11 protein-coding genes are annotated in these 13,344 nt (G+C 49.2%); 6 read left to right on the top strand and 5 right to left on the bottom strand.

All coding sequences use genetic code 11. The features are described 5' to 3' along the window. Positions 1 to 17: 17 nt before the first annotated feature. Positions 18 to 1,121: a phosphoribosylaminoimidazolesuccinocarboxamide synthase gene (locus EDC56_RS01390; RefSeq protein ID WP_123710745.1), complete on the bottom strand. Its 1,104-nt coding sequence runs from the start codon at positions 1,119 to 1,121 to the stop codon at positions 18 to 20. A 242-nt stretch (positions 1,122 to 1,363) separates the two neighbouring features. Beyond that, complete coding sequence (locus EDC56_RS01385) at positions 1,364 to 2,140, bottom strand: hypothetical protein (RefSeq protein WP_123710744.1); 777 nt, start codon at positions 2,138 to 2,140, stop codon at positions 1,364 to 1,366. 152 nt (positions 2,141 to 2,292) lie between these two features. Here EDC56_RS01385 and EDC56_RS01380 point away from each other — a divergent pair, with 152 nt between their 5' ends. The 3 genes from EDC56_RS01380 to EDC56_RS01370 all read left to right on the top strand — a co-directional run bounded on the left by EDC56_RS01380 (position 2,293) and on the right by EDC56_RS01370 (position 6,008). Next, positions 2,293 to 3,054 (top strand): alpha/beta fold hydrolase, encoded by a 762-nt coding sequence (locus tag EDC56_RS01380; RefSeq protein WP_211333522.1) that lies wholly within the window; start codon positions 2,293 to 2,295, stop codon positions 3,052 to 3,054. A 226-nt stretch (positions 3,055 to 3,280) separates the two neighbouring features. Next, positions 3,281 to 4,294: a TIGR03617 family F420-dependent LLM class oxidoreductase gene (locus EDC56_RS01375; RefSeq protein WP_123710743.1), complete on the top strand. Its 1,014-nt coding sequence runs from the start codon at positions 3,281 to 3,283 to the stop codon at positions 4,292 to 4,294. Between the two features lie 415 nt (positions 4,295 to 4,709). After that, entirely contained in the window at positions 4,710 to 6,008 is a 1,299-nt protein-coding gene (locus EDC56_RS01370) for an NCS2 family permease (protein ID WP_123710742.1), read from the top strand. A gap of 86 nt (positions 6,009 to 6,094) precedes the next feature. Here EDC56_RS01370 and bioA read toward each other — a convergent pair whose 3' ends face one another. Continuing rightward, positions 6,095 to 7,378 (bottom strand): adenosylmethionine--8-amino-7-oxononanoate transaminase, encoded by a 1,284-nt coding sequence (bioA, locus tag EDC56_RS01365; protein WP_123710741.1) that lies wholly within the window; start codon positions 7,376 to 7,378, stop codon positions 6,095 to 6,097. 106 nt (positions 7,379 to 7,484) lie between these two features. Between bioA and recQ the strand changes: the two genes are divergently transcribed. Beyond that, positions 7,485 to 9,617, top strand: coding sequence for a DNA helicase RecQ (gene recQ / locus EDC56_RS01360; protein WP_123710740.1), 2,133 nt, complete (start codon positions 7,485 to 7,487; stop codon positions 9,615 to 9,617). Between the two features lies 1 nt (position 9,618). Next, a complete protein-coding gene (locus tag EDC56_RS01355; protein ID WP_123710739.1) occupies positions 9,619 to 10,341 on the top strand; it encodes a M48 family metallopeptidase in 723 nt (240 codons plus the stop codon). Between the two features lie 12 nt (positions 10,342 to 10,353). On the opposite strand, the gene EDC56_RS01350 is transcribed toward EDC56_RS01355, so the two are convergent. Then, positions 10,354 to 10,989, bottom strand: coding sequence for a TetR/AcrR family transcriptional regulator (locus tag EDC56_RS01350; RefSeq protein WP_123710738.1), 636 nt, complete (start codon positions 10,987 to 10,989; stop codon positions 10,354 to 10,356). Between the two features lie 263 nt (positions 10,990 to 11,252). On the opposite strand from EDC56_RS01350, the gene EDC56_RS01345 reads away from it, so the two are divergent. Beyond that, positions 11,253 to 12,092, top strand: a complete 840-nt coding sequence (locus EDC56_RS01345) for a glucosaminidase domain-containing protein (RefSeq protein WP_162844046.1) — start codon at positions 11,253 to 11,255, stop codon at positions 12,090 to 12,092. A 92-nt stretch (positions 12,093 to 12,184) separates the two neighbouring features. Here EDC56_RS01345 and EDC56_RS01340 read toward each other — a convergent pair whose 3' ends face one another. Further along, a complete protein-coding gene (locus EDC56_RS01340) occupies positions 12,185 to 13,309 on the bottom strand; it encodes a polysaccharide deacetylase family protein (RefSeq protein ID WP_148059271.1) in 1,125 nt (374 codons plus the stop codon). Positions 13,310 to 13,344: the final 35 nt, after the last annotated feature.

Here is a 13,344-nt window from a genome sequence, read left to right as displayed (position 1 = left end):
AGCTTCCCCGCACCGGGTCAGACAATCAGCTGATATTGTTTGTCTAAGATGGCGATAATTTCTTGTTTAGGGTCACTACTTATATTGATCTTTTGGCCGGTAATCTTTTCTGCAATGCCGATGTAGGTCTCTGAGATGGACATCAATACTTCGCGCGGCAGGGTGTTGTCGCGTGCGAGTGCGCTACGCTCGGCCATCCTGTCTTTGTTTAATAATATATCTGGCTCAGGGAAATGATTTAATAGCAGTTGTCTGAAGCCTTCTTTAGAGTTCTCGACGATATCGCCTACCGCGTAACGTTCTGCATCCCAAATTCGCGAGGAGTCAGGTGTGCCTACCTCGTCCATATAGATAAGCTTTTCCGTGCCAGATTGATCTTTTACATAACCGAACTCAAACTTGGTATCGACAAAGATCTGGCCAATTTGGTGCAGCGCCTTGCTGATAACGCTAAAGCCTTCTTTGAGCAGCTTCTCATAGAGATCGATATCCTCGGCCTGGCGGAAGTTAAAGGCGGCAAAATTATCCTCAATATCCTTGCGACTGATATTGACGTCGTCGACGGCAGGAATACCTGGAATACCTTCAAGAATACCTTTGGTAGAAGGGGTGATGATGACCTCCTCCAGTTTTTGGTCTTTCTGTAGTTGTTCGCCGAGTTGATTGCCGCAGAAATCTCGCTCGCCTTGTGCATAGGCGCGCCACATAGAGCCAGTGATGTATTGGCGGCAGATAGCTTCTATCATTACAGGCTTTGCTTTTTGTACGATCCAAACGAAGGGGTGGGGGATATCGAGAATGTGACTATCTGCGAGTCCCTGCTCTTTGAATAGCTTGAACCAATGGTTTGATATGGCGTTAAGTGCGGCGCCTTTGCCGGGGACACCGTGCATGCCACCTTCACCGTGCCAGATACAATCGAAGGCGGAAATTCGATCGCTAATGACCATGATGGCAAGGGGCGTGTCGAGCGGGACATCGTAGCCTTTGTCTTTAATGAGACGCGCGCTATCGCTCTCTGTTAACCAGTATACTGAGCGTACCTTACCACTATGAATTGGCTTTTCGGTGCGGATCGGAAGGTCGTTGTTAACGGCAAGAACAGAGGAGGCAGTGCTCATATTAGCGAGTATCCTGTAGAAAAATAAGCTTGGCGCGGCTGAAGGAACGAACTTGTGGCGTACCTGCTGAAAGCGAAATCGAAATGATGATGAGGCTGAAGTAGGAGCTACCATGAGGCGGCTGATTCTATCAGAAATACCTTGTCGTGCCACTGTTTTGCATCGACAAGGCGGGACAATAATTGTTATATCAACAGCTTGTCCTTTTGGTCAGCTTTTGGCTTGAAGAGCGAGAGTCTGTATTACTGCGCTTTGCTAGGGTAATCCTTCATGACGATGATTGGGTGGAAGGCAAGCTCGACGGCCTCTTCGATGTGCCCCATGCTATTGAGAACCTTGCGAGAACGTACGAAGAGAGGGGGGGATTTGCGCGTGTCGATGGATTGGGTGGCGTCGATACCGCCGATAGAATGAAACAGCACCTCGCCTTGCATGTCGAAGATAGCAACTTGCAATGATGCTGCGTCAACCAATTGATTCCAGTCGAAGTCACTTGGGACGCCATTGCCGGGCCCTTGCATTGAAACCTTGCGAGTAACGCCATCAAAACGGGCTTGCTTTTGCATATTGGCAGTAAAGCTTATTTTTCGTTCGATGAGGTCTGTAAAGATAATCGTATCGGCATCAGTTTGCTCCCTAAGCTGCTTGAGGATAGAGAGTAAGACTTTTTGTTGTGTCGCTCGATCAAGCTTACCTGTTTGCTCGTCGTAGTATTTGCCGTACTCGTAGCTTGCTTTTCTGAGTGCGTTCTTAAAATGGTAGTCAGGCAGTACGTTATAGTTATGTGACTCTAGGTAGGACTCAACAGCGGAATCCACCTTATACTGCTCCTTTTGTAGGTACTTTCGTGATGGCACACCGAAATTAATCGTCGCAACGATGACGTTATTCATTGCCTTGCTCACTTGCTCGGCAGATTCGCCCTTCTTCAGTTGATACGAGAAGATGGTGGGGTTGTATGAGGTGGATGAGCAGGCGGAGAGTGTGATTAATAGCAGGGTGAAGAAAAATAGCCTCACGTTAAGTACCTCTGAAGTTTGTCGTATTTGTTTTGTTTATATTGTAACTGGTGGCAGATGATTCTAGCTTGAATGCTGCCCTAATGCAGTAGTGCTGAGCTATAATGGCGCGTTGATTACTACTCTATTGTATCGTTCGAGGTTGTTTTATCGTGTTGTATTATCGTGAGTTGGGCCAAGGCGCCCCTGTCGTGCTTATCCATGGTTTGTTTGGTATGGGTGACAACCTCTTAGCTTTGGCTAAATCGTTGGCTGAGCAGTACCGTGTGATTTTGCCAGACCTTGCCTATCATGGCCGCTCTCCTCGCGAAGGAGGTGTGAGTCATAGTGAGCAGGCGGCGAGTGTTTTTGCGACACTTGACCAGCTCGGTATCGATAGCTTTCGTTTGTTGGGGCACTCCCTGGGCGGTAAAGTGGCCATGCAAATGGCATTACTAGCGCCTACACGCATAGAGTCTTTGATTGTTGTAGATATTGCACCCGTTCATTACTTGGAGCATCGGCATCGAAATGTCTTTGCAGCTCTAAAAGCAGTACCTCTTGATCAGATATCTCGTCGCAGCGATGCCGATCGCTTGATGGCTGTTTATGTTGAGGATGCAGGCGTTCGTCAGTTTTTGTTAAAAAATCTCTACAAGGATGAGGAGGGTGGCTATAACTGGCGCGCGGATATACAGGCGTTAGAGCAGGGTTATGAGCTTATTGCCAGAGGGCCAGATATAGAGGGGAGCTTTCAGGGACCGACACTTTTTATAAAGGGTGAAAACTCAAACTATATAACTCGCGATGCTGAGACCATGATACGGGCTTACTTCCCATCCTTCAGCTTTAAAATGATTGCCGGGGTTGGTCATTGGTTGCACGCTGAGAAGCCCGCCTTGTTTAATGCGATGGTCGCAAGGTTTTGGGCATAAAAGAGCACTTAACAGTCTCGCCTATTAAGGCGGTATAAACGGCTAGTTACACGGATACAGCCACAGCGCTCTTCAGTATAGTGATGCAGGCAGTCGTTTTGTTGTCGATGCCGGCTTTGCAATGGGCGGGAGGGAAGAGCTTGCCCGAGCGTAAATCACAGGGCGTTTTATGCCATCAAGGATGTATCCGAGCAGCGCCTAATAGAATAATAAAATAGAGGTGTTTATGAAGATTGATGGCCCGTTTTATGCCACCGTCGAAAATGCAGCCAGTGAAGCCAAACGGTTACAGGAAGCTGGTTATGATGGCGTTTACACGCTGGAGGGAAATACCGATCCCTTCTTTCCGCTGTTGTTAGCGGCTGAACACGCCCCCGGTATGGATATCGCTACGGCGATTGCGGTGGCGTTTCCGAGAAATCCAGCCCATTTGGCCTACCAAGCATGGGACTTACAAACGATGTCGAAAGGGCGTTTTAGTCTTGGCTTGGGTTCGCAAGTAAAGGCCCATGTTGAGCGACGCTTCGGCTGTGAATTCAGCCAGCCTGCTCGGCGAATGCGCGAGCAAATCTTAGCGATAAAGGCTTTCTTTGACTGCTTTCAGCAAGGTAGTCCGCTTAACTTTGATGGCGAGTTTTACCAGCACACGTTGATGACACCGATGTTTGATGCAAAACCTAACCGCTACGGGGTACCCAATATTATGCTGGGAGCACTGGGTCCATTGATGACAAAGGTGGCGGCTGAAGTTGCTGATGGCTTAATTCTTCATCCTTTTAACACTGAAAGCTTTATCAGAGAGCGACAGCTGTCTGTTATCGATAAACAGCTACGTGCGCAAGAAAAAGAGCGTTCATCGTTTACTGTATCGGCGACGGCGATATGTGTGACAGGTAATAACGAGGAGGAGTATCGAGCGGCTGAGCAGAGCGTAAAAGGGCTCTTGGCTTTTTATGCCTCGACAAAAGCTTATCTCCCGCCGATGGAGGCCCTTGGCTATGCTGAGCTGCAGCCAGAGCTCAATAGATTAACCAGGGAGGGGCGTTGGAGTGAGATGGCGGCGTTAATTGATGATGATTTTCTACAGGCATTTGCAGTGTGTGATGAGCCTCGGAACATGGCTAAACGACTTAAACAACGATATGGCGGTTTTTCTGATAGGCTTGGGATCTACGCACCTTATATGACTATGCCTGATGTTTGGCCAGGGATTGTTGCCTCTCTAAAAGGTGTGGGTTAGCTTACATCGCTATAGGGTATTCCATATCTTAATTTGTGAGAGTAGGCAGCTTTCATGGGCGGGATCGGAAGCGCATTTGCTACACTTATTGCGTATAGGTATAAGTACGTATACTGCTGATTGATATAATTATTTCTTGCTAATTGATGCTCTGTCGCTATATTTGTGCGGCTGTTTTCAGCCGCTTCAGTTTTTTGTTGGCCAGTTAAAAACAACAAAAGTTGTCGCAAAGGACAGCTTTTTAATATAAATTCGTTTGTAAGTAAGTAAGTTCACGGATCCGCGGGGGGCGTTTGCTTACTTATAAAAACATAATAGAGTTTATTAAATGTATTGATGTCGTCTAGTCGGAAGCGGAGTGTCGAGTTATAAGCGCTCTTGCACCACTAGTCAGATTCCAGGAGTTAAGCGGACCATGTTGGAAAAAATGTTTAAATTAAAGGCCCATGGCACGACAGTGAAAACTGAAGTGATGGCCGGCCTTACAACCTTCCTTACAATGGCTTACATTCTCTTTGCCAACCCAGATATTATGGGTGCAGCAGGTATGCCAGTACATGCTGTATTTGTCGCCACTGCCGTCGCAGGAGCACTTGGCTGTTTTGTGATGGGTCTTTGGGCTAACTTTCCTGCTGGTCTTGCACCAGGTATGGGGTTAAACGCCTTCTTTGCTTTCGCCGTTGTTGGCGGTATGGGTTATACCTGGAATCAGGCGCTAGCAGCCGTTTTCGTCTCGGGTATCATTTTCTTTCTGTTATCTGCCTTCCGGATCCGCGAATGGATTATCGGTAGTATTCCCGAGAGTCTGCGCCACGGTATCACCGTTGGTATCGGCTTATTCCTGACCATTATTGCATTCAAGAATGCAGGCATCATTGTCTCTTTTGAGCCGACTTTGGTTAAGTTGGGTGATATGACATCGCCGGGTCCAATCTTGGCAGGCTTTGGTCTATTACTGATTATTGCTCTGGACCACAAAAAAGTCCCCGGAGCGGTATTGGTCTCTATTCTAATCGTCAGTATCATTGCAGCGTTCCTTGGTTTGACACACTTCAGCGGCTTAGTGTCTGCTCCCCCTTCAATGAGCGAACTAGTTTTTGCCATGGACTTCAGCCGCTCGCTTGAGGCAGGCATGATCTCGGTGGTGTTGGCTTTTGTCTTTGTTGACTTGTTTGATACTTCCGGCACCTTGATGGCAACAGCTTCTAAGGCTGGTTTGACTGACGAGAATGGTAAATTTGACAATATGGGGCGTGCAATGGTGGCTGACTCCGCGGCGACAACAGCGGGTGCAGCGATTGGTGTTTCCTCTGTTACAACCTATGTTGAGTCTGGCGCTGGTATTGCTGCTGGTGGTCGTACTGGTTTAACGGCTGTTGTGGTAGGTATCATGTTTTTGGTGGCCATGTTCTTCTCGCCACTACTAAGCTTTGTTCCAGCCTACGCGACGGCACCGGCCTTGATGTTTGTTGGTTTGTTGATGACATCTGACATGACCAATATCCACTGGGATGACATGACAGAGTCTGCGCCAGCGTGGATTGCTGCTATCGGTATGCCGTTATTCTTCTCAATCTCACACGGTATCGGTATGGGTTTTGTGGCTTATACTGCCGTGAAGTTGATGTCAGGGCGTTACAGAGATATTAAGCCTGCCGTCGCTATTGTTGCGGTTCTTTACATCGTTGGTCTTGCAACGGGTACATTGGGCTAGTCGTTATTTAGACTAAGCTAGGGATCACATCCCTCAAATAAAAAAAGGAGGCTTTGAGCCTCCTTTTTTTCGTTTAAATTTACTGCTTAGCTAGTGGTGATAACGTTAACAAGGCGGCTGGTGAGTAAGCTGAGGTCTTCACTGCTGATGATGTAAGGCGGCATGATGTAGATCAGCTTACCAAAAGGGCGGACCCAGATACCGGCATCGACAAACTTAGGGGTGAGCTCAGTCATAACAACGGCCTCCTTCATCTCAATGACGCCAATAGCGCCTAGCACCCTAACAGAGTCTACTTGAGTTAGTGCTTTGGCGGGGCTAAGCTCGCGCAATAATTGCTGCTCGATTCTCTTGATCGTCTGTTGCCAGGGGCTGTCTAGTAATAACTGGATGCTGGCGTTGGCGACTGCGCAGGCTAACGGATTGCCCATAAACGTTGGTCCGTGCATCAGTACGCCGGCCTCTCCGTCACAGATCCCTCGTGCCACCTTGTTGCTACAAAGTGTTGCGGCTAAGGTCATGTAGCCCCCCGTGATAGCTTTACCGAGACAAAGGATGTCGGGGCTGATATTTGCGTGCTCACACGCAAAGAGTTTGCCGGTGCGGCCAAAGCCGGTGGCGATTTCATCTGCGATCAGTAATACATTGAATTCATCACATAGCTCGCGAATACGTTTGAGGTAGTCGGGAGAATAGAAGCGCATGCCTCCGGCACCCTGTACGATAGGTTCAACAATGACGGCGGCGATTTGCTGGTGTTGCTCTGAGAGCTGCCGCTTTAGATCGGCAATATGACGCTCATCGAATGCTGTGTCGAAGCCCATGGTAGGTGCCTCGGCAAACAGGTGCTGCGGCATGGAGTGCTCAAACAGGTGGTGCATGCCTGTTATTGGATCGCAGAGGCTCATGGCACCGAAGGTGTCGCCGTGATAGCCGTTTCGTAGTGATAATAGCTTTGTTTTGCTCTTAATCCCCTGTGATAGCCAGTACTGCAGTGCCATTTTGATGGCGACTTCGACGGAGACAGAGCCCGAGTCGGCGAGAAATACCTTGTCGAGATCTTTAGGGGTGATTTCTACCAGTGTCTTGCAGAGCGATACAGCCTGAGGGTGTGTTAGGCCGCCGAACATGACGTGACTCATGTCTTCAATCTGTTTGTTGACTGCCTGATTCAGTGTCGGGTGATTGTAACCGTGTATCGCCGACCACCAGGAGGCCATGCCGTCGATAAGCTGGCGGCCGTCTGCAAGCTGTAGTCTCACGCCGTTAGCCGAGACTACAGGGTAGTTGTCAGTAGGGTTGTGGGTCGATGAGTAGGGGTGCCAGACGAAAGACTTGTCGTCTTCTATAATCTGCTTAGGGTCGTACATGGAGTCGTTACCGTTTAAGAGTCTCGGAGATTAGCTGTTATGAAGGATCGCGGACTATTTATCACTGTTTAGTTACTTTTCAGGAGGGCTCAGTATAATACCGCCCATGCTAACAGATGCCCAAAGAATACTCTCCGAGGTCTTTGGTTACGACCAGTTTCGTAGCCCACAGGATCAAATTATCGACGGCCTTAATTGCGGTCGTGATGCCCTTGTCATCATGCCTACCGGTGGAGGCAAGTCGATGTGCTATCAGATCCCTTCGATTGTTAGAGAGGGGGTAGGGGTTATTGTGTCGCCGCTGATTGCTTTGATGCAAGACCAGGTGAGCGCCTTGCGCTTGCTGGGCGTAGAGGCGGCTTTTCTTAACTCAACCCTGGAGTTTGATCAACAGCGCGCCACGGAGGATGCGATACGTGACAGCCGTTTGCAAATGCTCTATATCGCACCTGAGCGTCTGATACAGCCAAGAACAATTGCCCTGTTGAAGAGTTGTAAAATATCGCTGTTCGCTATTGATGAGGCGCACTGTGTTAGTCAGTGGGGGCATGATTTCCGTAGTGATTATTTACAGCTCGATTCAGTACTTAACCAGTTTCCTCAGGTGCCCAGGGTGGCCTTAACGGCAACGGCCGACGAGCGAACTAGGCAAGACATTATTGAGCGCCTGCACTTGCAGCAAGCAGACCACTATATTTGCGGCTTTGACCGGCCCAATATTCAGTATCGAATTGCGCAGAAACAGACAGCTAAGCAGCAGTTGCTGGCTTTTATTAAGCGAGATCACCCTCGAGATGCAGGCATCGTTTACTGTATGTCACGTAAACGTGTTGATTCAACGGCTGCGTGGCTTGCTCAGCAAGGCTATAAAGCCTTGCCGTATCACGCAGGTTTGCCCGTACAGACGAGGGCGGCTAATCAGCAGCGTTTTCTTCGTGAAGATGGTGTGATCATTGTGGCGACCATCGCCTTCGGTATGGGTATCGATAAGCCGGATGTCCGCTTTGTCGCCCACCTTGATCTACCCAAATCCGTTGAGGCCTATTACCAGGAGACGGGACGAGCGGGTCGTGACGGTGCAAGTGCCACAGCGTGGATGGTCTATGGACTTCAAGATGTCATCAATATGCGGCAGATGATGGCGGCCTCTAATGGTAATGAGGAATTCAAGCGAGTCGAATCGATGCGTTTGGATGCTATGTTGGGACTGTGTGAGATCAGCAGTTGTCGCCGCCAGGTGTTGTTGCGGTATTTTGGTGAAGAGGCTGAGCCCTGTGGCAATTGTGATAACTGTTTGACGCCACCGGTAGTTTGGGATGGTTCGTTGGCAGCGCAGAAAGCACTTTCGTGTGTTTACCGTACGGGACAGCGGTTTGGTGCCAACCATGTTATCGACGTTTTGCTAGGCAAAGAGAGTGATAAGATCTCCCAATATGGGCATAGCCAGCTATCGACATTTGGTATTGGCCGAGAGTTAAAGGATAAGGAGTGGCGTTCGGTATTTCGTCAGCTGGTCGCAAGAGGCTTGCTGGTTGTTGATGTCGACTCTTGGGGGGCGCTGAAGCTTGCAGCAAGTTGCAGGAGCGTGCTTCGAGGGGAGGAGGAGATATCGTTACGCCGCGATCCAGTGACGAAGCAAGATGGAACGAGAAAAACGAGGCGTGGGACGCCGAGTGGTACTGATCAGTTGCTGTGGGAGCAGTTGCGACAGACGCGTAAGCGACTGGCTGATGATCAGGGAGTGCCGCCTTATGTCATTTTTAGTGATGCAACATTGATGGAGATGATGGAGAGTAAGCCCGTCGATAATGAGCAGCTATTGTCCATTAGTGGTATTGGGGCAACTAAACTTGAACGCTACGGAAGTACCTTCCTTGCTGTCATTGATGATTATCTACAGAGTCACAGTGGTGAGTCGGTGGCGGGTAATACGGTCTGGGAGACTCAAGCTTTGTTGCAGTCGGGTATGTCACCTGCGCAGATTGCTATTCAGCGACAGCTGTCTGAAAGTACAGTCTATGGTCACTGTGCGCAATTATTAGAAGAGGGGCGTGTAGAGTTGTCGGCAGTTATTGATATTACCGAGCAGCACTTACATTTAGCGCTCGACGCTATTGAGCAGTACGGCAGGCAAGGTGATGGCTCTATTCGTGTAAAGCCGGTTCGTGAAGCGTTAGGTAATCTGTTGGATTATGGTGTGCTGCGCTGCATAGCGGCGTCGCTTCAGGTAACCACTTAAGATGGCGGCTGTCCCGGGCGAGCAGGCGAATCCTAAGTCAGTGATCGACTACCGCATTAAATTCATGCGCCGTAAGACGGTGGGTTTGTATTTATTGCCCGGCGGTGTGGTGGAGGTGAGAGCACCTCGGCGGACGAGTAAAAAGTACATTAATGACTTTGTGCAGCAACACAGTGATTGGCTGCAGGAGAGGCTCGAGGTTCAAGATCTGCGTGTTGGGGAGGATTTTCTGGTCTTTGGACGGCCGCGTAAGGTTGTGGTTGTTATCGCTGAGGCTCGCCGTATCGTTTTACGGGCTGAGACGTTAACGGTTTACTTATTAGCGGGTGACGATGATGAGAGTCTTCGGCGCTACTTGCAGAGCTGGATGTTGACTGTCGCTAAGCGCCATTTGCCGCGGCGTTTGACGTTAAAGGCTCATTGGTGCCGGCAGTTACAGGTTACCGAGCCGGCGCTTAAACTGAGGTATATGCGGAGCCGGTGGGGTAGTTGCAGTGCTGCTGGTCATATTAACTTGAGTACCGCATTAATACAGCTGCCGGTTGCTTATGCAGATTACGTCATTGCCCATGAGTTGACTCACTTAAGGGTGTTTGACCATAGCGTACGCTTTTATCAGTGGATGGAGCAGCTGTTGCCTGAGTGGCGGTCAATGCGTAAAGGCATTAGGCAATATTCAACGGGCGTGGAGCTGATGCAGGTGAGTCATTACCTGCATCAATGACTGACTGCTCACTTAGATAGCAGTTACTGTTCGGCTGTTCTTGCCGACAGGGTTGTTTTTGAGGCCGGCAATCAATATGTCAAGACTTGTGTCGATCTGCTGCTCTGTCGATAGGCCAGGGAAGCGGTCGTAACGGTCTTGCATCAGTATCGCTAAGCCGTGCAAAGACGCCCATATTGAGTTGGCCGTTAGCGGTATATCTGTATCGGCAAATTGACCGCTCTTGATGCCACTGCTCAAGCCTAGCTCGACAAGTTCGAAGCGGCGCTGCCCTGCGGTTAGTAAATCAGGATAGGCTTTGCGGTTGCCAAGGATTGGGCCAAACATGAGCTTGAATATTTCAACGTTATTGATAGCAAAGCGAACATAGGTGTGCCCCATTGCCCGTAACATACTAACAGGATCGTTGACATCTTGAAGTGATTCGTTGACGTCATTGGCGAGAAGCTCGAAGCCGTAGATGGCGATCGCTGCCAAGAGTTTGTTCTTATCTTCAAAATGCCGATAGGGCGCGGTCTGGGAGACGCCTATTTCTCGTGCTAGAGCGCGTAAGCTAATGTTCTCTGCACCTTTTTCATGTAGATGGGTAATACCCAGCTCTATCAAACTCTCGCGTAGGTTGCCATGATGGTAGCTAGTATCAGCCATAATTATATAGGTTCTCTAATCGGTGCGAGTGACAGCGAATGGCTAGCCGTTCGTTTATCTAGACCCGCATGGTGGTATCGTCGTTAGAGCCGATTATGCCGTAGAACGAGCAAGACAGCCAGTCTTTGATCTACATTGGGTTTTGTTCTTGTTTCTTTTATGTCGATAATCGACCGCTTATTGAGCATGAGGCAGAGGGGGGTTCTGTTGCGTGGAGATTGATTGGTATATTATGAGGGCGATGAAATGACGCGGGGATGGAAATGAGACGTAAGACGCAGCCAATAACAATTATTTATGTAGCCGCGATATTATTGGCTGCCACTAAGGTCGTATTGCTACAGGGGCCTACTCACTCTAACAATGGAACTGATGCGGAAGCGAAAGGTGGATTGAGTACTTTAGCTGGTGTTAAGTTGCCAGCAACAAAACTATTGGATACCCCCGAGTTTAGTGAAATTAAAGGTGTTACGGCGCGTAAAAAGGCGTTTTTCGGCTACTTAGGCGAATATATTGAGTCTGAAAATCAGCATATATTGGCGGAGCGTGAGCAGTTGTTAACGCTTCAGGAAATAGCGAGTAAAGGTGGTCTCAATAGCAATCAGAAGGCGGTATTGAGGGGGTTGGCTACACGTTATAAGCTGTTACATCTAATTGATGACGATGATGAGCTAATAAAAAGGTTACGAAATCGTATAGATATTATTCCGCCATCATTGGCCCTTTCTCAATCGGCGAATGAATCTGCCTGGGGGACCTCTCGCTTCGCGAAGCAGGGTAATAACTTTTTTGGTCAGTGGTGCTTTCGTCAAGGCTGTGGCATTGTGCCGCAATCTCGCCCGGTGGGAGAGATCTATGAGGTCGCTGCCTTTGAAGATACGGGTGGCTCTGTACGTGCTTACTTTTTAAACCTGAATACGCATAAGGCCTATAAATCGTTACGCGATATCAGAAGCAAGCTTCGTGCGGAGAATAAGTCATTAAGTGGTGCTGAATTGGCGGTTGGCTTGGGGAGCTACTCGGCCCGAGGCGCTCATTATGTCGATGAGATACAGCGCATGATTGTCTTCAATAACCTTGATGAACTAGACGGAGGAGGCTAATACATTGCTATTTGTAGCAGGCTCCTCTTGCTGAGTGTTGTCGAGAAAAGGGGGGAAGGCAGCTTTTGTAGCTGCCTTTTTTGTGCGTGGGCCTAGTCGTTAGGTAACTGTTGGTCTTTGCTAAATCGAATCCAGGGTTGCGAGAACCAGTAGTAACGACCAGCCTCATTGCTTGGCATGGTGCAGTTGTAGCGTGAGCGACCAATGCTGATTGCCTGGTTAGCTTCGACGGTCACGCTGTTGCCTTCGCGATGGGTTTTGATTCTGCCCTGACCGCTGGCGAAACAGCTGAGTTGCCCTAAACGCCAATTGCCGTCATTAAACTGTAGCTTCAGCTTCGGGATGTCGACCTTGTAGGGGGTGAGGCCGTTGATCTCGTCTCCGCTGATAATATCAACCTTGGCAAGCGGCATTGCCTGTGAGAGAAGTTTGGTGCGTAGTGTCTTAGGGTTGGCGTAGGCCCCTGCTGCAGGAAACCTCGGGAGAGCAGTGTTATCTAAAGCAGCAGAAAGTGCGCCAGATTGCTGGCCAAAAGCGGTGAAGCCAAGCTCCCTGACGATGGCTTGTAGGGGATAATCATACTCGCCATAGGGATAGGCGAAGAGTGTGCTTTCGCTGCCGGTATGTTGCTTGAGCTTTTTGCTTGTTGTCGTTATCTCGGTACGCATACGTTGCGTCCATTGTTCTTCGGTCTCGCCGTTGAGCCGTTTGACTAAGTGGCTGTGGCTGTGGCTGTGATTGGCGAGCTCAGCCCCGCGACTTTGTAGTGAATTTAGCTGCTGCCAATTGAGCATGTGGCTGTGTCGTTCGTCGACAGCTTTAGAGTTTACAAAGATGGTGTATGGCCAGTGACGCTGCTCGAGTAGTGGGGCGGCTTCCGTCAATATTGATGAGAAAGCATCATCGAAGCTAATAGCTGTTACTCGGCTGGGTAGTGGCTGATTGGTTGCCAAGTAGCGAGTGATTTTACTGAGGGGCCAAACTTCGAAACCTTCATCTTCTATCATTTGTAAGTGTTGGCGAAACTCTTCTGGGCTGGTAGAGGTGGCGCGGGGGGTTGTAGTGCTGATGTGGTGATACAGCAGTACGGTGGCCGACCAGCTGAGTTGGCTGGTAAAAAAAAGTGTAAGAATGAGTGTCTTTAGTGACAGTTTTAGGCGGTTTCGCTGCATCTGTCTATCGAGTATGCGTAGGCATGATATGTCGGTGGCGTTCAAAATACCCTCGTTGATAAATTAAGTTGTCGGTGACA

This window comes from Sinobacterium caligoides, assembly GCF_003752585.1.
In the GTDB taxonomy this organism is placed as follows: Bacteria; Pseudomonadota; Gammaproteobacteria; order Pseudomonadales; family Sinobacteriaceae; genus Sinobacterium; species Sinobacterium caligoides.
The sequence above is the reverse complement of the archived record's forward strand: the minus strand, read 5'-3'. Positions and strand labels throughout refer to the sequence as shown.